21 protein-coding genes are annotated in these 20,192 nt (G+C 69.5%); 7 read left to right on the forward strand and 14 right to left on the reverse strand.

From position 1 onward, the window contains the following. Positions 1-44: 44 nt before the first annotated feature. The 8 genes from ACTIF1_RS17185 to tpiA all read right to left on the reverse strand — a co-directional run bounded on the left by ACTIF1_RS17185 (position 45) and on the right by tpiA (position 5,604). On the reverse strand, positions 45-398 hold the full coding sequence (locus ACTIF1_RS17185; protein WP_439597671.1) for an FtsB family cell division protein: 354 nt from the start codon (positions 396-398) through the stop codon (positions 45-47). 144 nt (positions 399-542) lie between these two features. Continuing rightward, entirely contained in the window at positions 543-1,820 is a 1,278-nt protein-coding gene (eno, locus tag ACTIF1_RS17190; RefSeq protein WP_439597672.1) for a phosphopyruvate hydratase, read from the reverse strand. Between the two features lie 76 nt (positions 1,821-1,896). Continuing rightward, entirely contained in the window at positions 1,897-2,109 is a 213-nt protein-coding gene (locus ACTIF1_RS17195; protein ID WP_439597673.1) for a hypothetical protein, read from the reverse strand. Between the two features lie 116 nt (positions 2,110-2,225). Next, on the reverse strand, positions 2,226-2,531 hold the full coding sequence (locus ACTIF1_RS17200; protein WP_439597674.1) for a hypothetical protein: 306 nt from the start codon (positions 2,529-2,531) through the stop codon (positions 2,226-2,228). A 58-nt stretch (positions 2,532-2,589) separates the two neighbouring features. Continuing rightward, on the reverse strand, positions 2,590-2,754 hold the full coding sequence (locus ACTIF1_RS17205) for a hypothetical protein (RefSeq protein WP_439597675.1): 165 nt from the start codon (positions 2,752-2,754) through the stop codon (positions 2,590-2,592). A 3-nt stretch (positions 2,755-2,757) separates the two neighbouring features. Then, positions 2,758-4,392 carry a CTP synthase gene (locus ACTIF1_RS17210; protein ID WP_439597676.1) on the reverse strand — a complete coding sequence of 545 codons (1,635 nt, stop codon included), beginning with the start codon at positions 4,390-4,392 and terminating at the stop codon, positions 2,758-2,760. Between the two features lie 103 nt (positions 4,393-4,495). Continuing rightward, the gene (secG, locus tag ACTIF1_RS17215) at positions 4,496-4,828 is read right to left on the reverse strand and encodes a preprotein translocase subunit SecG (protein ID WP_439597677.1); all 333 of its coding nucleotides are present in this window, start codon (positions 4,826-4,828) and stop codon (positions 4,496-4,498) included. Positions 4,829-4,872: 44 nt separating this feature from the next. Continuing rightward, positions 4,873-5,604, reverse strand: a complete 732-nt coding sequence (gene tpiA / locus ACTIF1_RS17220) for a triose-phosphate isomerase (protein WP_439597691.1) — start codon at positions 5,602-5,604, stop codon at positions 4,873-4,875. A gap of 95 nt (positions 5,605-5,699) precedes the next feature. Here tpiA and ACTIF1_RS17225 point away from each other — a divergent pair, with 95 nt between their 5' ends. Then, a complete protein-coding gene (locus ACTIF1_RS17225) occupies positions 5,700-7,601 on the forward strand; it encodes a SurA N-terminal domain-containing protein (RefSeq protein WP_439597678.1) in 1,902 nt (633 codons plus the stop codon). Continuing rightward, positions 7,598-9,103 (forward strand): anthranilate synthase component I, encoded by a 1,506-nt coding sequence (gene trpE / locus ACTIF1_RS17230; RefSeq protein WP_439597679.1) that lies wholly within the window; start codon positions 7,598-7,600, stop codon positions 9,101-9,103. The genes ACTIF1_RS17225 and trpE overlap by 4 nt, the downstream gene beginning before the upstream one ends. 167 nt (positions 9,104-9,270) lie before the next feature. On the opposite strand, the gene ACTIF1_RS17235 is transcribed toward trpE, so the two are convergent. From ACTIF1_RS17235 to ACTIF1_RS17260, 6 genes are all read right to left on the reverse strand, one after another. Further along, positions 9,271-10,305 carry an ABC transporter ATP-binding protein gene (locus tag ACTIF1_RS17235; RefSeq protein ID WP_439597680.1) on the reverse strand — a complete coding sequence of 345 codons (1,035 nt, stop codon included), beginning with the start codon at positions 10,303-10,305 and terminating at the stop codon, positions 9,271-9,273. Further along, positions 10,298-11,284 (reverse strand): ABC transporter ATP-binding protein, encoded by a 987-nt coding sequence (locus ACTIF1_RS17240; protein WP_439597681.1) that lies wholly within the window; start codon positions 11,282-11,284, stop codon positions 10,298-10,300. The genes ACTIF1_RS17235 and ACTIF1_RS17240 overlap by 8 nt, the downstream gene beginning before the upstream one ends. After that, positions 11,284-12,213, reverse strand: a complete 930-nt coding sequence (locus ACTIF1_RS17245; RefSeq protein WP_439597682.1) for an ABC transporter permease — start codon at positions 12,211-12,213, stop codon at positions 11,284-11,286. Before ACTIF1_RS17245 ends, ACTIF1_RS17240 begins: the two co-directional genes overlap by 1 nt. Positions 12,214-12,215: 2 nt before the next feature. Beyond that, the gene (locus ACTIF1_RS17250; RefSeq protein WP_439597692.1) at positions 12,216-13,199 is read right to left on the reverse strand and encodes an ABC transporter permease; all 984 of its coding nucleotides are present in this window, start codon (positions 13,197-13,199) and stop codon (positions 12,216-12,218) included. Between the two features lie 68 nt (positions 13,200-13,267). Continuing rightward, the gene (locus ACTIF1_RS17255) at positions 13,268-14,866 is read right to left on the reverse strand and encodes an ABC transporter substrate-binding protein (protein WP_439597683.1); all 1,599 of its coding nucleotides are present in this window, start codon (positions 14,864-14,866) and stop codon (positions 13,268-13,270) included. A gap of 94 nt (positions 14,867-14,960) precedes the next feature. Then, positions 14,961-16,034, reverse strand: coding sequence for an AI-2E family transporter (locus tag ACTIF1_RS17260; protein ID WP_439597684.1), 1,074 nt, complete (start codon positions 16,032-16,034; stop codon positions 14,961-14,963). A 146-nt stretch (positions 16,035-16,180) separates the two neighbouring features. On the opposite strand from ACTIF1_RS17260, the gene otnI reads away from it, so the two are divergent. The 5 genes from otnI to ACTIF1_RS17285 all read left to right on the forward strand — a co-directional run. After that, positions 16,181-16,960 carry a 2-oxo-tetronate isomerase gene (gene otnI / locus ACTIF1_RS17265; protein WP_439597685.1) on the forward strand — a complete coding sequence of 260 codons (780 nt, stop codon included), beginning with the start codon at positions 16,181-16,183 and terminating at the stop codon, positions 16,958-16,960. 26 nt (positions 16,961-16,986) lie between these two features. After that, complete coding sequence (locus ACTIF1_RS17270; RefSeq protein ID WP_439597686.1) at positions 16,987-17,610, forward strand: nicotinamidase; 624 nt, start codon at positions 16,987-16,989, stop codon at positions 17,608-17,610. 23 nt (positions 17,611-17,633) lie between these two features. Further along, entirely contained in the window at positions 17,634-18,518 is an 885-nt protein-coding gene (locus ACTIF1_RS17275; RefSeq protein ID WP_439597687.1) for a 2-hydroxy-3-oxopropionate reductase, read from the forward strand. Between the two features lie 301 nt (positions 18,519-18,819). After that, the gene (locus tag ACTIF1_RS17280) at positions 18,820-19,695 is read left to right on the forward strand and encodes a helix-turn-helix domain-containing protein (protein WP_439597688.1); all 876 of its coding nucleotides are present in this window, start codon (positions 18,820-18,822) and stop codon (positions 19,693-19,695) included. Positions 19,696-19,811: 116 nt separating this feature from the next. After that, a partial coding sequence (locus tag ACTIF1_RS17285) for an ISAs1 family transposase (RefSeq protein ID WP_439597693.1) occupies positions 19,812-20,192 on the forward strand: 381 nt, incomplete at its 3' end.

Raw genomic sequence — 20,192 nt, forward strand, 5'->3', positions numbered from 1 at the left:
CCCAACCCTCTCCCCCTGTCAGGGGAGAGGGCTTGAGGCTCCCGTCAGAACAGGCGGCGGTCGGGCTCGTAGGGGACGACGATCTCGTTCTTGTCGACCAGGTTCAGCAGCTGCCGCGCCCGCTCATCCAGCTGGTCGCGATCCAGACGGTCGCCGCGCAGGCCGGCGACGCGGCGCTCCACCGCCTCCAGCTCGCTGCGCACGCGGCCGAGCTCGGCCCGCGCCTCCTGCAGCCTTTCCTGGCGCTGGTCGCGCGCGATCAGGCCGCGCTCGCCATGCACCGCATGCCAGACGAAATAGCCACTCGTTCCCAGGAACAGCACCGGCAGCACGGCCGCGCGCAGACGGCGCGACAGCCAAGCCCCGAATCCCCCCCGCCGCTGTGGCGGCAGATACATGTCAGACACCCGCGCAGGCCCCCCCGCTGATGGCCGCATCAAGAAGGGCGTGACCCCGCCTGTCCAGCGGAATCACGCCCTCTCAATGCGTTAACCACCGTACCGTGTGTTTCATGCCACGATACGGCGCCAAGCCGTGGTAGCTCAGCGGCGCAGGATGCTGCGCCCGGCATAGCGCGCGGCGGAACCCAGCTCCTGCTCGATGCGGATCAGCTGGTTGTACTTGGCCGTCCGGTCGGAGCGGGAGAGCGAGCCGGTCTTGATCTGCCCGCAATTGGTGGCGACGGCGAGGTCGGCGATGGTCGCATCCTCCGTCTCACCGGAGCGGTGGCTCATCACCGCCTTGAAGCCGGCGCGATGCGCCATCTCCACCGCCTCCAGCGTTTCGGTCAGCGTGCCGATCTGATTGACCTTCACCAGGATGGCATTGCCGGTGCTGGTCTCGATGCCCCGACGCAGGCGCTCGGTATTGGTGACGAAGAGGTCGTCACCCACCAGGTTGACCTTGCCGCCGAGCCGCTCGGTCAGCAGCTTCCAGCCCTCCCAGTCATCCTCGGACATGCCGTCCTCGATCGAGACGATGGGGAACTTCTTCGTCAGGGCCTCCAGGTAGTCGACCATCCCCGCGGAATCGAAGGTCTTGCCCTCGCCTTCCATCACGTAGCGGCCGTCCTTGTAGAACTCGGTGGAGGCGGCATCGAGGGCGAACAAGATGTCCTCCCCCACCCGGTGGCCGGCCTTCTCGCAGGCCTTGGTGATGAAGCCCAGCGCCTCCTCCGCGCTGCCAATATTCGGCGCGAAGCCGCCCTCGTCGCCCACATTGGTATTGTGGCCGGCGTCATGCAGCGCCTTCTTGAGCTGCGCGAAGACCTCGGAGCCGATCCGCACCGCATCCGCCACCGTGCCGGCGGCGACCGGCATGATCATGAATTCCTGGATGTCGATCGGATTGTCGGCGTGCTGGCCGCCATTGATGATGTTCATCATCGGCACCGGCAGGGTGCGGGCGAAGACGCCGCCGACATAGCGGTAGAGCGGCATGTCGAGATCGACCGCCGCGGCCTTGGCGGTGGCGAGGCTGACGGCCAGGATGGCATTGGCGCCGAGGCGCGACTTGTTGGGCGTGCCGTCCAGCTCGATCATCGTCTCGTCGATCTTCACCTGGTCGGCGGCGTCCATGCCGCCGATGGCGTCGAAGATCTCGCCCTCCACATGGGCACAGGCCTGGCGCACGCCCTTGCCGCCGAAGCGCGCCTTGTCACCGTCGCGCAGCTCCACCGCCTCATGCGCGCCGGTGGAGGCGCCGGAGGGGACGATGGCGCGGCCGATGGCGCCAGAGTCCAGCACCACCTCCGCCTCCACCGTCGGATTGCCGCGGCTGTCGAGAACCTCGCGGGCGATGATGTCGGCGATGGCGGCCATGGGGCGGGGCTCCGGCTGTGGGGGTTGCCGGTCGCTTAAAGGTCCCTCGGCGGCTCGGCAAGCCGGCACGGCGCGGCTATTCGCCGCCCCCGCCGCCATCACCGCCGTCGCCATCCGAATCGAGGCCGACGGCCATCGTGGCATCGCCGCCCACGCCACCGCCCGAACCGACGCCGGATCGCACCAGGCGCAGGATGGACCAGGCCCAGATTAGGCCCGTGCCCAGGATCACCAGGAGCGAGGAGTCACGCCCCGCCAGCAGGATGAGCAGCACGGTCGCGACCGCCACCTCGAAAACCCGAAGCGCGATTCTGGAAGGTCGGGCGGATGGGATGGCGGGAATGGGCGGGCCTCCGCGCGGAGGGCGTCAGGATAGGGCCCGCCGCGGCGCGCGGGGAAGCGCAATCAGCGCGGCGTGCGCGTGTCCCAGACGGCCGAAAAGCCGCGCTTCAGCGGCATGCCCTGGCGATCGCAGGGCTCAACCCGGCCACAGGGCACGGCCACCGCCCGGGTCAGCACCGCATCCTTGGCGCGGCTATAGCCGGCCAGCTTGAGGTCCAAGGCGCCACAGGCATGCACCTTTGTCACCAGGCCCCAGTCGCCGGCCCCCACGGTATTCAGGGCGCCGCCCTCGCTGCGGACCAGGCGCACGAGGTCTCCGGGCTCGAAGAGGTAGGTCTCGCTGCCGTCTGTGCCGTTCAGGGTGCGCATGACGGCAGTGCAACAGAATTTGCTGAGCGAAAGGTTGATGCCCCGCCCGCAGGCCAGCTCAGCCCTTGCTGCGCCCGCCGCCCAGCAGCAGCGTCGCGCCCAGCCCGATGGCGAGCGACAGCGGCACGGCCAGCGAGCCGAAGAGCGCCCCCACGACCACCGTCACCACCAGGGTCACGGCCATGCCGATGCCGAAGCGCTTCAGCCTTGCCTTCTCATCCATGGCTCAGACCAGCCTGGCCTGCCGCACGGCGGCACCGATAAAGCCCTTGAACAGGGGGTGGGGCGCGAAGGGTTTGGACTTCAGCTCCGGGTGGAACTGCACACCGATGAACCAGGGATGGTCCGGCACTTCCACGATCTCGGGCAGGCTGCCGTCGGGCGACATGCCGGCGAAGCGCAGGCCGACGCCTTCCAGGCGCTCCCGGTAGCTGACATTCACCTCGAAGCGGTGGCGGTGGCGTTCGGTGACCTCGGCCTCGCCATAGACCTCGCGCACCAGGGACCCCTCGCTGAGCTTGGCGACATAGGAGCCCAGCCGCATGGTGCCGCCCAGGTCGCCGCCGGCCACCCGCGTCTCCACCTGGTTGCCGCGCGTCCATTCGGTCAGCAGGCCGACCACGGGCTCCGCGCAGGGGCCGAATTCGGTGGAGGAGGCGCCCTTGAGGTCCAGCAGGTTCCGCGCCGCCTCGATCACCGCCATCTGCATGCCGAAGCAGATCCCGAAGAAGGGAATCTTCCGCTCACGCGCGAAGCGCACCGCCTCGATCTTGCCGCCCGAGCCACGCTCGCCGAAGCCGCCGGGCACGAGGATGCCGTGCACGCCTTCCAGGCGCTTCACCGCTTCCTCATCGCCATTCTCGAAGACCTGGCTGTCGACCCAGTTCAGCCTGACCTTCACATTGTTGGCGATGCCGCCATGGGTCAGCGCCTCGGCCAGGGATTTGTAGCTGTCCAGCAGGTTCGTGTACTTGCCGACGATGGCGATGGAGACCTCGCCCTCCGGCGCGCGGATCGACTGGACGATCTTCTCCCAGCGCCGCATGTCCGGCTCGCCGTAGAAGGACAGGTTGAAGTGCCGCAGCACTTCGCGGTCCAGGCCCTCGGCATGGTAGCTGATCGGCACCGAATAGATGCTGTCCGCGTCATAGGCCGGGATAACGGATTCGGGTCGGACATTGCAGAACAGCGCGATCTTGCGGCGCTCATTCTCCGGGATCGGCCGGTCGCAGCGGCAGAGCAGGATCTGCGGCTGGATACCGACGCCCAGCAATTCCTTGACGCTGTGCTGCGTCGGCTTGGTCTTCAGCTCCCCGGCCGAGGGGATGTAGGGGACCAGGGTCAGGTGGATGAAGAGGCTGCGGGTCGGGCCAAGCTCGTTCGCCAGCTGCCGGATCGCCTCCAGGAAGGGCAGCGATTCGATGTCGCCGACCGTGCCGCCGACTTCCACCAGGACGAAGTCGTAGCCGTCGGTCTCGGCCTGGATCACGTCCTTGATCTTGTCCGTGATGTGCGGAATCACCTGCACTGTCCCGCCCAGATAGTCGCCGCGGCGCTCGGCCGCGATCACGTCCGAATAGATCCGGCCCGTGGTCCAGTTGTCCGCCTTGTTGGCGTGGACACCCGTGAACCGCTCGTAATGGCCGAGGTCGAGGTCGGCTTCCGCCCCGTCATCGGTCACGAAGACCTCGCCATGCTGATACGGGGACATCGTGCCCGGATCGACATTGAGGTAGGGGTCGAGCTTCCTGAGGCGCACCTTGTAGCCGCGCGCCTGCAGCAGCGCACCCAGCGATGCCGCTGCGATGCCCTTGCCGAGGGAGGAGACCACGCCGCCGGTGACGAATACGAACCGCGTCATGGACGCCCCTCATAGCGAAGCCGGACGGGCATGTGAACCCGTCCGGCGTGTGGAACCGGTTTTGGCAGGCATGACCCCCGCGCAGGCCGCGGGGGGCGTTACATCAGTTGTTCGGCACCGTCGGCGCGGCGGGTGCCACCGGCACGGCCGGGGCGGTGGCGGCCGGCACGCCGCCGGCCGGCGCATCCAGGATCGAGCCGCGCGGCGCCTGGCCCTTGCCGAGCATGGCCAGCACCAGGGCCAGCGCCATGAAGGCAGTGCCGAGCACGGCGGTGGTGCGGGTCAGCAGATTGGCCGTGCCGCGGCCGGTCATGAACCCGCCCATGCCCTGGGAGGTGCCGATGCCCAGGCCGCCACCCTCGCTGCGCTGCACGAGGATGACCCCGATCAGCGCCAGGGTGACGAGGAGGAAGATGACAAGGAGGATGGTGGTCATGGCGCGCGCCTTCTAGCGGGTCTGCTGGCGGAAGGCCAGCGCGGCTAGGCCGCCGCCGCCGCGATCGCCAGGAAATCGGCGGCGACCAGGCTCGCCCCGCCGACCAGCCCGCCATCGACATTCGGCAAGGCGAGGATCGCCCTGGCATTGCCGGGCTTCATGGAGCCGCCATAGAGGATGCGCATCCCCTGCCCCGCCGCACCGAAGCGCGCCACCAGGCTTTCCCGGATGGTCGCATGGATGGCGGCGATATCGGCCTCGGTCGGCGTGCGGCCGGTGCCGATGGCCCAGACCGGCTCATAGGCGATGATGCCGCCGAAGCCGTCCGGCAGCGATTCGGCCAACTGGGCACGGACGACGGAGTCGGCCTCCCCGGCCAGGCGCTGCGCCTCCGTCTCGCCCACACAGACCACCGGCACCAGCCCGGCACCCAGCGCCGCCGCCACCTTGGCCCGCACCACCGCATCGCTCTCGCCATGATCGGCGCGGCGCTCGGAATGGCCAAGGATGACATGGGTGGCACCGGCATCGCGCAGCATGGCAGCCGAGATATCGCCGGTATGCGCGCCCTTGGCCGCCGCATGGCAATCCTGCGCGCCCAGCGCCACGGCGCCGCCGCCCAGTGCGGCCGCCACGGCCGGGATATGCAGGACGGGCGGGCAGACCAGCAGATCGGCCGGAAGGCCCCCGGCGCCGGCCCGCACCCCCTCCGCCAGGGAAGCGGCCTCCCGCAGCGTGCCGTGCATCTTCCAATTGCCTGCGATCAGCGGTCGGATGCCTGGGGTCACCTGCGTCTCCTCTCGGGTTGGGCTGCGGGTAGCAATGCCGCGCCGGGCTGGCAACCGCGCGCGTTTCCGGCTACCGGGGCCGTATGATCACCTGGTTCCGCGCCCTCACCCAGACCTGGTTCGCCAAGGTCCTGTTCCTGCTGCTGGTGCTGTCCTTTGCCATCTGGGGCATCGAGGACACCGTGCGCAATTTCGGCCGGGAAACCGCCGTGGTCAGCATGGAAGGCGGGGATATCGAGGTGCCGGAGGCGCAGATGGCCGCGCGGCGCGAATTGCAGCGCGTGCAGGCCCAGCTGGGGTCCGGCTTCGAGGCGGAGGAGCCGCTGCGCCGGGCGATCGCCATGCAGGCGGTGGAACAGCTGATCGCGGAACGCGCCCAGCGCGCGGAGGCCGCGCGGCTGAACCTCGCCACGCCGGATGAGGCGGTGCAGGCCTATGTCTTCTCCATCCCCAATTTCCAGACGGCCGGCCGCTTCGACCGGCTGATCCTGGACCAGTGGCTGCGCCAGAACGACATGACGGAGGCGCAGTTCCTGCGCCTGGTGCGCGACGACCTGCAGCGCATCCAGCTCTCGGGCGCGGTGCGCGCCGGCGCCCCGGCACCGGACCGGCTGGCCCGCGCCCTGGTGCGCTATGAGCAGGAACGCCGCGTGGCCCAGGTGGTTGAGCTGCCCCTGCTGGATGCGCCGGAGCCGGAGGCGCCGACCGAGGCGCAGCTCGCCCGCTTCCATGAGAACAACCCCGAGCGCTTCTCCACCCCCGCGCTGCGGGAGGCGACGCTGGCCGTGCTGACGGCGGAGACGCTGGCCGACCAGATCGAGGTCTCGGACGCCGACCTGGCCGCCGCCTATGAATCGCGCCGCAGCCAGTTCGAGACGCCGGAGCGGCGCGACCTGCAGCAGGCGCTGCTGCAGACGGAAGACGCCGCCCGGCAGATCGCCGCGGCCTGGCGCGCCAACCCGGATTTCGCCGCCATCGAGCAGGCCGCCCAGGCCGCCGGCGGCGCCGCCCTGGCGCTCGGCAATGTGCCGCGCGCCGACCTGCCGATCGAGGCCCTGGCCGCGGCCGCCTTCGCCGCGCCGGCAGGCGGCGTGACCGATCCGGTGCGGTCCCCCTTCGGCTGGCATGTGATGCGCGTGGCCGGCATCACCCCCGGCAGCACCTCGACCCTGGCCGAGGTCGGCGACCGGCTGCGCCAGGAACTGGCGCTGGAACGCGCCGGCGACCTGGCCTTCGAGCGTGCCAATCGGCTGGAGGATGCGCTGGCCGGCGGCGCTTCGCTGGAGGAGGCCGCGCGCGAATACGGGCTGACCGTGGCGCGCGTGACACTGGATGCCGAAGGCCGCGACGCCGAGGGCCTGCCCGCCGTGCTGCCGGTGCCCGTCGCCGCCCGCGCCGAGACGATCCGCGCCATCTTCGCCGCCGAGCAGGGCCGCGCGCCGCGGCTGCAGGAGATGCGGGAGGCCCAGGGTTTTGTCGGGATCGAGCTGCACGCCGTGCGCCCGCCCGCGCTGCGGCCGCTGGCGGAGGTGGAGGCCGATGTGCGCCTCGCCTGGACCAACGACGCCCGCCGCCGGGTGCAGGAGGAGAAGGCGGCCGCCCTGCTCGCCGCCGTGCGCGGTGGCCAGACGCTGGAGGCCGCAGCCACCGCCGCCGGCCTCGCCAGCACCCGCATGGGCCCCTTCGGCCGCCAGCCGGAGCCCGGTGCGCCGGGGCTGACCGTGCCGCGGGAGCTGCTGCCGGTGCTGTTCAACATCCGTGCGAACGAGCCCACCATGGTGCCGACAGCCGCCGGCTTCGCCGTGGCGCAGCTGCTGGAGGTCGTCTCCGCCGACCCCGCCGCCGACCCGGCGGCGCTGGAGAATGCCAAGCGCAGCGCGCAGCAGCAGATGGCGGATGACCTGAACGCCGCCTATGTCGCCGCGCTGCGCGCCCGCGCCGAGCCGCGGATCAGCCCGACCTTGTTGCAGCAGGTGGTGCCATGACGGAGCTGTCCAGCTTCGCCGCCTTCGCCGCCGGCCTCGCCGCCGGGCGCGGCCAGGTGGTGTTCCGCGAGCGCGTCGCGGATCTCGATACGCCGGTCGGCGCCTATCTCCGCCTGGTGCAGGGACGCCAGAACGCCTTCCTGCTGGAATCCGTCGAAGGCGGTGCGGCGCGGGGGCGTTTCTCGGCGCTGGGCATGGAGCCGGACCTGGTCTGGCGCTGCCGGGGCGGGAAGGCGGAGATCAACCGCCACGCCCTGTCGGCCCCGCATGCCTTCGAGTCCGACCCGGCGCCGCCGCTGGACAGCCTGCGGACCCTGGTCCAGGCGACGCGCATGCCGATGCCGGCGGGGCTCCCCTCCATCGCTGCCGGGCTCTTCGGCTATCTCGGCTATGACATGGTCCGGCAGATGGAGCGCCTGCCGGAGACCAACCCGGATGTGCTCGGCATCCCGGAGGCGGTGATGATCCGCCCGACGCTGGTCGCGGTCTTCGACCATGTGCGGGATACGCTGACGCTGGTGACGCCGGTCTGGCCCGATGCGGCCATGGACCCCAAGGCGGCCTGGGACCTGGCGCAGGCGCGGCTGGATGAGGCGGAGGCGGCACTCGACCGCCCCCTGCCCCGCCCGGCGCCGCCCGCCGCCCTGCCGGTGCCGCCGGCGCCGTCCTCGAACTTCACGCCGGAGGGCTACAAGGCGGCGGTGCTGAAGGCGAAGGAATACATCGCCGCGGGCGACGTCTTCCAGGTGGTGCCGGCGCAGCGCTTCACCGCGCCCTTCGGCCTGCCGCCGTTTTCGCTGTATCGCGCGCTGCGGCGGCTGAACCCGGCGCCCTATCTCTTCTTCCTGGACCTGAACGGGCTGTCGCTGGTAGGCGCCTCGCCCGAGATCCTGGTCAGCGTGAAGCATGGCGAGGTGAAGCTGCGCCCCTTGGCCGGTACTCGTCCTCGTGGCGCGACGCCGGAGGAGGATGCGCGGCTGGAGCGGGAGCTGCTGGCCGATCCGAAGGAGCTGGCCGAGCACCTGATGCTCATCGACCTCGGCCGCAACGATGTGGGCCGGGTGGCGGAGATCGGCTCCGTGCGCGTCACCCAGAAATTCCAGGTCGAGCGCTATTCGCAGGTCATGCACATCATGTCCGAGGTGGTGGGCCGGCTGCGCCCGGGGCTGGATGCGCTGGACGCGCTGGCCGCGGGTTTTCCGGCCGGCACGCTGTCCGGTGCGCCCAAGGTTCGGGCGATGCAGATCATCGAGGAGCTGGAGCCCTCCCGCCGCGGCGCCTATGCCGGCGGCGTCGGCTATTTCGGCGCCGATGGCGACATGGATATCTGCATCGCGCTGCGCACCGCCCTGGTGAAGGACGGGCTGATGCATGTGCAGGCCGGCGCCGGGGTGGTGGCGGATAGCGACCCGGAGGCCGAGTACCAGGAGACCCACCAGAAGGCGCGCGCCCTGTTCCGCGCGGCGGAGGAAGCCGTGCGCTTCGCGGCGCAGAGGAGATAAAGCCCTCTCCCCTGCTTAGGGGGGAGGGTTGGGTGGGGGGTCCGCGTAGAAGGAAAGCCCGCTACCAACACGCGCGACCGGCTGTGCATCTGGTCGAATAGGTATCGAGCGGCGGGCCAAGCCCCCCTACCCAACCCTCTCCCCCTTCGGGGGACAGGGCTTTCGGATCACGCCGCGATCAGCGGCTCTCCCACCCGGTCGCGCCCTTCCTCCACCGCGTGACAGGCGGTCAGCGTCTCCGGCGTGCCGCGGGCGGGCAACATCTCCGGCCGCTCGGACTTGCAGCGGTCATTGGCCAGCGGGCAGCGCGGGTGGAAGGGGCAGCCGCTGGGCGGGTTAATTGGGCTCGGCACCTCGCCGCCCACCGGGATGCGCTGGCGGCCGGTCATCTCCAGGTCCGGAATCGCCTCCATCAGCGCCCGCGTATAGGGGTGGCGCGGGGTGGTGAAGAGCGTCTCCGCCGGCGCCAGCTCCACCAGCCGGCCAAGATACATCACGCCGACGCGGTCGCTGACCTGCCGCACCACCGCCAGGTTGTGGCTGATGAAGAGATAGGTCAGCCCCAGCCGCTGCTGCAGATCCTTCATCAGGTTCAGGATCTGCGCCTGAACCGAGACGTCGAGCGCAGACGTCGGCTCGTCACACACCAAAAATTCCGGGTTGGAGGAGAGCGCGCGGGCGATGGAGATGCGCTGCCGCTGGCCACCCGAGAATTCATGCGGGAATTTCTGGCCATCCAGCGGGGAGAGACCCACCTGGGTCAGCAATTCGCCGACGCGCGCATCGATCTCGGCATCCGAGCTGGAGAGGCCGAAGGCGCGGATCGGCTCGGCGATGATGTCCCGCACGCGCCAGCGCGGATTGAGGCTGGCATAGGGGTCCTGGAAGATCATCTGCATGCGCCGGCGCTGGGTGCTGTCCGCCCGCGCCTCCGCCAGGTCCTTGCCGTCGAAGATCACGCTGCCGCGGGTCGGGCCATAGAGGCCGACGACCAGCCGCGCGACGGTGGACTTGCCGCAGCCGCTCTCGCCGACCAGCGAGAGCGTGGTGCCCTTCTGGATGGCGAAGGAAATGCCATCCACCGCGCGCAGCGTGCGCTTGCCCTCGCGGGCCAGCAGGCGCTGCACCAGGGGGCGGGAGACGTCGAAGTGGCGCGCGACGTCGATAGTCTCGAGCATCGGGGTGCTGTCGGGATTACGCATGGCGCGGCACTCCCTGCTCGGCATAGAGCCAGCAGGCGGCGAGGTTGTCCCGCGCCGGCATCAGCTCCGGCCGCTCCACCCGGCAGCGGTCGAAGACGTTCGGGCAGCGCGGGTTGTAGGGGCAGCCCTGGGGGATGGCGGATAGGCGCGGCATCGATCCATCGATCTGCTGCATCCGCTCCAGCCGCCGCCCGACCGGCGGGATGGAGCCCATGAGGCCCGCCGAATAGGGATGGCTGGCATCCAGCACCACATTGCGCACCGCGCCGATCTCGACGATGCGGCCGGCATACATCACCGCCACGCGATCCGCCGTTTCCGCGATGACGCCCATGTCGTGGGTGACCAGCATCATGCTGGTGCCCTTCTCCCGCGCCAGGGATTTCAGCAGGGAGATGACCTGCGCCTGGATCGAGACGTCGAGCGCCGTGGTCGGCTCATCCGCCACGATCAGCTTCGGCTCCGCGCAGAGCGCCAGCGCGATCACCACACGCTGCCGCATGCCGCCGGAGAATTCATGCGGATAGCTGTCGATACGCTGGCTGGCGGCGGGGATGCCGACCAGTTCCAGCCATTCGATCGCCTTGGCGCGCGCCTGGGCCGGGTTCAGCGGCAGGTGCGTGACCATCGTCTCGATCAGCTGCTGCCCGACCGTGTAGAGCGGGTTCAGCGTGGTCAGCGGATCCTGGAAGATCGCGCCGATTTCGCGTCCCCGCAGTTTCCGCAATTCCGAATAGGGAAGATTGTCGATGCGTCTTCCGTTCAGCAGAATCTGGCCGCCGGCGATGCGACCGGGCGGCTCCAGCAACCCGATGATGGCGGCGCCGGTCATGGATTTGCCGGCGCCGGATTCGCCCACCACGCCCAGCACCTCGCCCGGTGCGATGGAGAAGGAGACGTCGTCGAGGGCGACGAGGGTGCCGCGGCGCGTCGGGAACTCGACGCGCAGATTGCGGACTTCGAGAAGGGGTGCGGTCATTATCGGAGCTTCGGGTTCAGGGCGTCGCGCAGCCAGTCGCCCAGCAGGTTCACGGACAGCACCAGGAGAATGAGGGCAATGCCGGGGAAGATGGTGATCCACCACTCGCCGGAGAACAGGAAGTCATTGCCGATACGGATCAGCGTGCCCAGCGAGGGCTGGGTCGGCGGCACGCCAACACCGAGGAAGGAGAGCGTCGCCTCCGCCAGCACGGCGAAGCCGAGGTTCAACGTGGCGATGACCAGCACCGGCCCCAGCACATTGGGCAGCACATGCGTGACCATGATGCGCGCCCGCGACAGGCCGATGACCCGCGCCGCCTGCACATATTCCTTGTTGCGCTCCACCATGGCGGAGCCGCGCACGGTGCGGGCGAAGGAGGGCCAGTTGCTGATGCCGATGGCGAAGATCACGACATAGAGCGCGATCTGGTCATGCACCTCCCTTGGTAGCGCAGCCCGCACCACACCATCGATCAGCAGCGCGATCAGGATGGTCGGGAAGGTCAGCTTGATATCGGCGATGCGCATCAGCACCGCATCCACCGTGCCGCCCATATAGCCCGCCGCGAGACCCGCGGTGATGCCGATGGAGACGGAGAGCAGCACGGCGAAGAAGCCGACCAGCAGCGAAACGCGCGCGCCATACATGATGGCCGAGAGCACGTCGCGCCCCTGGTCATCGGTGCCGAGCAGATAGAGGCGGTCGCCCTCCTCCTCCCAGGCCGGCGGCTTGAAGGCGTCCATCAGCTGCAGCGAGGCGAGGTCGAAGGGGTTGTGCGGCGCGATCCAGGGCGCCAGCACGGCGCCGCCGACGCAGATCAGCGCGACGATGGCCGAGGCCACGGTGATCGGGGACCGGGTGAAGGAATACCACAGGTCGCTGTCGAGCGCGCGACGGATGGCATTGGGGCGGGTGGTGGCGGACATGGTCAGTGCGCCCCCTTGCCGCGGCCGATGCGCAACCTGGGATCCACCGCGTAATACAGCAGGTCGACGATCAGGTTGATGGTGACGAACATCAGCGCGATCAGCAGCAGATAGGCGGACATCACGGGGATATCGGCGGCGCCGACGCTCTGGATGAAGAGCAGCCCCATGCCCGGCCACTGGAACACCGTCTCCGTCACGATGGCGAAGGCGATGATGGCGCCGAGCTGCAGGCCGGTGATGGTGATGACCGGCACCAGCGTATTCTTCAGCGCATGGCCGAAATGCACGGCGCGGTTGGTCAGGCCACGGGCCCGGGCGAACTTGATGTAGTCCGTGCGCAGCACCTCCATCATCTCCGCCCGCACCAGGCGCATGATGAGCGTGAGCTGGAACAGGCCCAGCGTGATGGAAGGCAGGATCAGCGCCTTCAGGCCCGAGAGGGTCAGCAGCCCCGTGCTCCAGCCGCCGACATTCACCGTATCGCCGCGCCCGAAGCTGGGCAGCCAGCCGAGCCAGACGGAGAAGGTGAGGATCAGCAGGATGCCGATCAGGAAGGTGGGCAGCGAGACGCCGACCAGGCTGAAGGTCAGGAAGAAGCGGCTGAGCCAGGAATTGCGGTAGAGGCCGGTATAGACGCCCATCGGCACGCCGATGGCGAGTGCCAGGAAGGCGGCGCAGAAGGCGAGCTCCAGCGTCGCCGGCGCGCGTTCCACGATGAGCTGCGCGACCGGGCGCGACAGGCGGTAGGACAGGCCGAATTCGCCCTGCGCCGCATTGATCACGAATTTCGCGAATTGCACGAAGAAGGGCTGGTCCAGCCCCAGATCGGCGACGAGCTGGTCGCGCTGGGCGATGGTATAGTCCTGCCCGAGCATGATGGCGACGGGATCGCCGACATAGGCGAACATGGCGAAGGACAGCAGCGCCACCGTCAACATGACGGGCAGCGCCTGCAGCAACCGGCTGATGATGAAGGCGAACACGCGGGCGGGCATCCTTGGTTATGAGGCTGCGCGGGCCCGGCGAAAGGCCGGACCCGCGGCTGGCGGTCTCAGTTCACGCGCGCGAAGCGGAAATAGGGCTGGTTGTTCGCCGCATGGGGAATCTGGAGATTGGCGCGCATCGCCCAGGGGATCATCTGGTGGTGCAGCGGGATATGCGGCACGTCCTCCCGGTAGATGCGCAGCGCCTCATGGATCGCCTCGGTCCGCTGCGGGCCGGATTGCGTCTTCATGCGGGTGATCAGCGCATCCATCTGCGGGTTGGAATAGCGGCCGTAGTTCCAGATGCCGTCGCCCTGCGCGCCGTTGCGGGTCGCCAGCAGCGACTGGAAGGAATAGAGCGCATCCAGCGCCGGCACGCCCCAGCCGAGCAGATAGACGCTGACATCGTCGCGCTGGATCTGCGCGAAGAAGGGCGCCAGCGGCTGCGCCCGCACCGTGGTCCGCACGCCGATGCGCGTCCACATGGCGGCGATCGCCTGGCAGATCTGCTCATCGTTGATGTAGCGGTTGTTCGGGCAGTCCAGCGTGATGCCGAAGCCGTTTGGATAGCCGGCCTCCGCCAGCAGGGCGCGGGCCCGCGTCGGGTCATGCGGCAGGCGCACGTCCTGGGCGGCGGTATAGCCATTCACCTGCGGCGGGAAGAAGGTGCCGGTGGGCACGCTGAAGCCGCGCATGGTGGTGCGGTGGATCGCCTGGATATCGATCGCGTGGTACAGCGCGCGCCGCACCCGCAGGTCCTTCATCGGGTTCTGCCCGCGCACATCGCTGTACAGCAGCTCGTCGCGGAAGACATCCATGGCGATGAAGATGGTCCGGATCTCCGGCCCCTCCAGCACGCGCAGCCCCTGGGCGTTGCGGATGCGGCCCAGATCCTGCAGCGGCGGGTCGAGCAGGAAATCCACCTCGCCCGAGAGCAGCCCGGCGACGCGGGTGGCATCCGAGGCGATCGGGCGGAAGACCAGCTCCTGCACATTGGCCTCCGTGCTGCCCTCCTCGCGCCAGCCGTACCAGTCCGCGTGGCGGCGGAAGACGGTGCGCACATCCTGCTCGCGCGAGACCAGGCGGAAGGCGCCGGTGCCGTTCATGTTGCGGACGGTGTGCATTTCCTCCCGCGCCCGGGTGTTCTGCGGTCGGGTGGCGCCGTTGGCCTCCGACCAGGGCTTCGACATGATGTAGATCGAGGCCAGCTTGTTCGGCAGGATCGGGTCGGGGATCTTCAGGAAGATATCGACGGTGAAGTCATCCACCTTCACGGCGCGATCCACGGTATCGACGAAAATGCCGTAGTTGGAGGTCGGCGCCAGCGCGCGCTCGATGGAGAAGACCACGTCATCGGCCGTGAAGGCCTGGCCCTCATGGAAGCGCACCCCCTGGCGGAGGACGAAGCGCCAGCGCGTCGGCTCGGCTTCGGTCCAGGAGGTGGCGAGCGCCGGGCGGAGGGAAAGGTCCGCATTGCGGCTGATCAGCGGGTCATAGACCTGTTGCAGCAGCAGCGCGACGCTGCCGATGTTCTGGCTATGCGGGTCCAGCGTATTGGCATCCGCCGCCGCAGACCAGCGCACGGTCTGCGCCTGGGCGGGGCCGGACAGGCCGCCCGCGCCCAGCACCAGCGCGGCCGCCGCCGCCATCAGCACCTTCCCAATCATTCCCAAAGCCCCCTGGTTTCGGCAGCGGGTCGTCCTGCCCGCCTGCATGAACCCCTGTCCATATCGTGCCCCCTGGCCGGGCGGAAGCCCGATCTCAGGCCTTCGGGCCGCGTTGGCTGGTGGCCGGCCCATCGCCTGCCCATTCGCGCAGCAGGGTGAAGCCCACTGCCAGCAGAACGGGCCCCAGGAACAGGCCCAGGATGCCGAAGCCGATCACCCCGCCGATGGCGCCCAGCAGCGTCAGCAGCAGCGGCAGGTCCGCGCCGCGGCTGATCAGCCAGGGGCGGATGACATTGTCCACCGAGGATATGCCCGCCGCGCCATAGATCGCCATGAACAGCCCCCAGGCCGTCTCCCCCTGGGTGAAAAGCCAGATCGCCGCCGGCGCCCAGACCAGCGGCGCGCCGACCGGCAGGATCGACAGCACGCCCGCCACCACGCCCAGCAGCACCGGCTGCGGCACGCCGGCGATCCACAACCCGAAGACCGTCATCGCCCCCTGCAGCACGGCGGTGCCGAGCAGGCCATAGACCACGCCGCGGGTGACATTGCCGGTCAGCAGGATCAGCCGGCGCGTCCCTGGGCCGGCCATCTTCTCCATCACCGCCTCGGCATGCGCGGCCATGGCGGGGCCGTCGCGGTAGAAGAAGAAGGCCAGGAAGATGGCCATGATGAGCTCCGCCAGGCCCGAGAGCAGCGCCAGCAGCACGGCCAGCGCATTGCTCGCGATCTGCCCGGCATAGGGGCTGATGGTCTCGAAGAGGCCGGCGAAGGTGGTGTCCCAGCCGCTGAGCAGGCTTCGGAAGGTCTCCCCCACGAAGGGCAGGCTGCCGAGCCAGGTCGCCAGGTTGGGCAGGCCGGTGACCAGCAGCCCCTCGAAGGAGGCGCGCAGCCCCTCGATCTCCTCCCGCGTCGTCGGCGTGGCGAAGACCAGGGGGAGTGCGATCAGCACGAATTCCAGCGTCACCATCACCAGCGCCGCGGCCCCCGGCCCCAGCCCCGTCTTCTCCCGCAGCACGCGGAAGGCGGGCCAGGTGGTATAGGTGAGGATCACCGCCCAGAGCAGGGCGGAGATGAAGGGCCGCATCACCCAGAAGCAGCCCAGCCCCAGGGCGAATAGCGCCGCCAGGCCGAGAAGGCGGGCGGGGCGGATGGATTCCTGGCTCATGCGGGCTCCGGTCTGGGACTCCAGCCTTAGCCGAAGCCCCGGGCTTGCGCACGCACGGACCGCATCACCTCGCGGAACGGCGGCGGGCTTGCCCGCGGGCGGGGGCCAAGGCATCACCCAGGGCAAGTCGAGGGAAGGACACCGCCATGCCACGCTTCGCCGCCAATATCTCCCTGATGTTCTCCGAAGTTCCCTTCCTCGACCGGTTCGAGGCTGCCGCGAAGGCGGGCTTCAAGGCGGTGGAATTCCTGTTTCCCTACGATTTCCCGGCCGCCGAAATCGCGAAGCGCCTGAAGGACAACGGGCTGTCCCAGGTGCTGTTCAACGGCCCGCCCGGCGACTGGAATGCCGGCGAGCGCGGCCAGGCTGCCCTGCCCGGCCGCCAGGCAGAATTCCGCGAAGGCTTTCGCAAGGCCCTGGACTACGCCGCCACCCTGGGCTGCCCGCGCATCCATGTCATGTCCGGCCTGGCCCCGGCGGGCGTGCCGCATGACGCGATGACGGCGACGCTGGCCGCCAACCTGGCCTGGGCGGCGGAACTGGCCGGCCCGGCCGGCGTGAAGCCGGTGATCGAGCCGATCAACCACCGCGACATCCCGGGCTTCTTCCTGAACACCACGGACCAGGCGGCCGCCATCATCCAGGCGATCGGGCCGGAGAAGATCGGCATGCAGTTCGACCTGTATCACTGCCAGATCACCGAGGGCGATATCGTCAAGCGGGTGGAGAAGCACCTGCCGCTGATCGCGCATATGCAGGTGGCGGATAATCCCGGCCGCAACGAGCCGGGCACCGGCGAGGTGAACTGGCCCTTCGTCTTCGACCGCATCGATGCGCTGGGCTTCCGGGGCTGGATCGGCTGCGAATACCGCCCGGCGGGCGAGACGGTGGCCGGCCTCGGCTGGTTCGCCCCCTACAAGGGCTGACCGCCATCCCCGCCCCGCTTCATCCCGTGCAGGACCTGCTGCTGGTCGTCGACCCGCAGCCGACCTTCATGGATCTCTGCCCGGAGGAGCTGCCGGTGCCGGGGGCGGAGGCGGTGATCCCGGTGATCAACCGCATCCTCGCCGGCCCCATCGCCCGCGCCGCGGTGACGCAGGACTGGCACCATCCGCGCCATGCCTCCTTCGCCTCCCAGCATCCGGGGCGGCAGCCCTTTGAGCAGGTGGAACTGGACTACGGGCCGCAGACCCTTTGGCCGGACCACGGGGTTCGGGCGACGCCGGGGGCCGGGATCCACCCCGATCTCGACCAGGCCAAGGTCGTGCTGGTGCTCCGCAAGGGGTTTCGCCAGGCGATCGACAGCTATTCGGGCTTCCGGGAGAATGACCGCAGCACCGGCACGGGCCTGGCCGAATGGCTGCGCGCGGTGGGTGTGCGGCGCGTCTTCATCGCCGGCATCACCCGCCCCTATTGCGTCGACTGGACGGCGGAGGATGCCGCAGCACTCGGCTTCGAGACCTGGGTGGTGACGGATGCCTGCGCCCGCCTCGGGCCCGATTCGGCGCTGGAGGAGAGCGACGCCCGGCTGGCCGCCGCCGGCGTGCGCTTCACCACCGCCGCCGTCCTCACCTGATTTCCGCAACGGAGAGACACGCCATGAAGATCGGTTTCATCGGCCTCGGCATCATGGGCAAGCCCATGGCGCTGCACCTGAAATCCGCCGGCCACGAGGTGCTGGCGCCGGAACGCGCCAGCCTCTCGGCCGAGCTGCGGTCCGCCCTGACCATCCTGCCCGATGCCGCCGCGGTGGCGAAGGCGGCGGAGGTCATCATCCTGATGGTGCCGGATACGCCCGATGTGGAAGCCGCGCTCTTCGGCGCCGGCGGGGTCGCGGAGGGCCTGGCGCCCGGCAAGCTGGTGATCGACATGTCCTCGATCAGCCCGACCGCCACCAAGGCCTTTGCCGCGCGCATCGCGGAGAAAGGCTGCGACTATCTGGATGCCCCGGTCTCCGGCGGCGAGGTGGGTGCCAAGAATGCCAGCCTGACCATCATGGTGGGCGGCAGCGAGGCCGCCTTCGAACGTGCCCGCCCACTGTTCGAGGCGATGGGCAAGAACATCACCCTGGTGGGCGAGACCGGCGCCGGCCAGACCTGCAAGGTGGCCAACCAGATCATCGTCGCGCTGACCATCGAGGCGGTGGGCGAGGCGCTGGTCTTCGCCAGCAAGGCGGGTGCCGACCCGGCCAAGGTGCGCCAGGCCCTGATGGGCGGCCTTGCCACCTCCCGCATCCTGGAACTGCATGGCGAGCGGATGATCAAGCGCACCTTCGCGCCCGGCTTCCGGATCGAGCTGCACCAGAAGGACCTGAACCTGGCGCTGCAGGCGGGCAAGGAGCTGGGAGTCGCGCTGCCGAACACCGCCTCCACCGCGCAACTCTTCGCCGCCTGTGCCGCCATGGGCGGCGCCGCGCTCGATCATTCCGGCATGGTCAAGGCGCTGGAGACGCTGGCCGCGCACAAGGTGGCCCCCGACGCCTGAGCCCCCCGACTTTCAAGGTCTCGGCGGCCCCCGGCCGGGGGTCGTTCCAGGAAGCGGAAAGGACGCGGCGGCTGATCCCGCCTGCCGCGTCACCCGGCGACGCGCTCCCGCCCGAAGGGCAGGCACCGGCCGGCCGCACAACCCCCACGGGTAGTCTTCACCATATGGCTACAATTTTCCCGTGTTTTTCGCGTTGCGTCCGGCGCGCACGTCCCGCATTTTAGCGCCGGTTGCGTGGTCCCTGAGATTCTGTCTCCGGCATCATGGTTGTATCTGGATCAATGGACCTACGGGGGATTGCATGCGTTTCGCGGATATAGGTCAGCAATTGCGTGCCTATCGCCTCGAATCGGGCCTCCGGGCGGAGGAGATCGCGGCGCGGCTGGGCGTCTCGCGGGCCGCGCTCTACCGGTATGAGAAGGGCGAGGTCATCAAGCTGGACACGATCCGGCGCCTGGCCGAGCTGCTGAAGATCTCCCCGCTGTCGCTGCTCGGCATCGGCGTCGAATATTTCGCCCGTCCGCTCGCCTTCCAGGAACGGCTGCGGCAGGTGGAGGAGCAGGCCGACCAGATCCTGATCGTCGGCGGCGCCTATTGCTACCAGACCACCACGGATGCCTTCGACGGCGCGGTGGGCGAAGCCTGGACGGAGGCCGCGGATGCCGCGCCGGAACGCCTGCAGGCCCGCGCCAGCGCGGACCAGGCGCTCGGCCTGCTTTCCGCCCGCAAGCGCCTGCATGCCGCCCGCCGGCCGACCATCATCGCCATCCTGGGCGAGGCCTCGCTGCGCCGCTTCCTGCAGGATGGCGTGGCCGCCGGCCTCGCCGTTCCGGAGCGTACCCGCCAGCGTTGCCTGGCCGCCGCGCGGGCCGAGGCGGAGGCGATCGCCGCCATGATGGAAAGCGTGCCGATCGGCGTGCAGCTCGGCCTCGCCTCCGGCACCGAGCCCACGGGGGGCTTCATGGTGATGCGCGGGCGGGAACGCGCGCATGTCGTCTCCTCCCCCTTCGCCGCGGATACGCCGCCCAATGGCGGGCTCGGCGTGGGCTCGATCACCGCGGCGGATGAGGCCGTGGCGGCGCATCAGCGCGTGGCGGAAGTGGCCTGGCGCGACGCGCTGAAGGGCGCCGCCGCCGCCGCCCGCGTCCGCGACCTGATCCGCACCACGGCGGGTTGAAAGCCGCTCCCTCCCCCTGAAGGGCAGGGGAATCGCATATGGCGTTGCTGAAAGCGCTGGCGCTGAGGTGACGTATGGATTCTGTGTCTGACCCGACGGCGGAGCTGGAGGGTTGGATGCGGGGTCTGGGGTTGATGTTTGCGTCGGTGCCGGATCCGCGGGCGGCGAATGCACGGCACGATCTTTCGGAAGTGCTGTTCATTGCCTTCGCGGCGACGCTGGCAGGGGCTGAAACCTGCGCCGACATGGCGGAATTCGGCACGTCGAAGCTGGCAATGCTGCGCGAGGTGCTGGCCTTGCCGCACGGCGTGCCGAGCCACGACACCTTCTCTCGCCTGTTTCGCCTGCTGGACCCTGAGGCCTTCGAAGCGGCATTCCGGCGCTTCACGGAGGCCTTCGCCGCCCGCCTCTCAGGGCAGGAGGGCTTGGCCGGGCAGACGGTGGCGATCGACGGCAAATCACTGCGCGGCGCCTTCGAGGCCGGGGCGGCCACCCAG

Source organism: Falsiroseomonas sp. (assembly GCF_051860665.1).
Classification (GTDB): Bacteria; Pseudomonadota; Alphaproteobacteria; order Acetobacterales; family Acetobacteraceae; genus Falsiroseomonas.

Coding starts and splice junctions, on each gene's coding strand:
- ACTIF1_RS17185 (WP_439597671.1), bottom strand. CDS start 398: ATGTATCTGCCGCCACAGCGGCGGGGGGGATTCGGGGCTTGGCTGTCG.
- eno (WP_439597672.1), bottom strand. CDS start 1,820: ATGGCCGCCATCGCCGACATCATCGCCCGCGAGGTTCTCGACAGCCGC.
- ACTIF1_RS17200 (WP_439597674.1), bottom strand. CDS start 2,531: ATGCGCACCCTGAACGGCACAGACGGCAGCGAGACCTACCTCTTCGAG.
- ACTIF1_RS17205 (WP_439597675.1), bottom strand. CDS start 2,754: ATGGATGAGAAGGCAAGGCTGAAGCGCTTCGGCATCGGCATGGCCGTG.
- ACTIF1_RS17210 (WP_439597676.1), bottom strand. CDS start 4,392: ATGACGCGGTTCGTATTCGTCACCGGCGGCGTGGTCTCCTCCCTCGGC.
- secG (WP_439597677.1), bottom strand. CDS start 4,828: ATGACCACCATCCTCCTTGTCATCTTCCTCCTCGTCACCCTGGCGCTG.
- ACTIF1_RS17225 (WP_439597678.1), top strand. CDS start 5,700: ATGATCACCTGGTTCCGCGCCCTCACCCAGACCTGGTTCGCCAAGGTC.
- trpE (WP_439597679.1), top strand. CDS start 7,598: ATGACGGAGCTGTCCAGCTTCGCCGCCTTCGCCGCCGGCCTCGCCGCC.
- ACTIF1_RS17235 (WP_439597680.1), bottom strand. CDS start 10,305: ATGCGTAATCCCGACAGCACCCCGATGCTCGAGACTATCGACGTCGCG.
- ACTIF1_RS17240 (WP_439597681.1), bottom strand. CDS start 11,284: ATGACCGCACCCCTTCTCGAAGTCCGCAATCTGCGCGTCGAGTTCCCG.
- ACTIF1_RS17245 (WP_439597682.1), bottom strand. CDS start 12,213: ATGTCCGCCACCACCCGCCCCAATGCCATCCGTCGCGCGCTCGACAGC.
- ACTIF1_RS17255 (WP_439597683.1), bottom strand. CDS start 14,866: ATGATTGGGAAGGTGCTGATGGCGGCGGCGGCCGCGCTGGTGCTGGGC.
- ACTIF1_RS17260 (WP_439597684.1), bottom strand. CDS start 16,034: ATGAGCCAGGAATCCATCCGCCCCGCCCGCCTTCTCGGCCTGGCGGCG.
- otnI (WP_439597685.1), top strand. CDS start 16,181: ATGCCACGCTTCGCCGCCAATATCTCCCTGATGTTCTCCGAAGTTCCC.
- ACTIF1_RS17275 (WP_439597687.1), top strand. CDS start 17,634: ATGAAGATCGGTTTCATCGGCCTCGGCATCATGGGCAAGCCCATGGCG.
- ACTIF1_RS17280 (WP_439597688.1), top strand. CDS start 18,820: ATGCGTTTCGCGGATATAGGTCAGCAATTGCGTGCCTATCGCCTCGAA.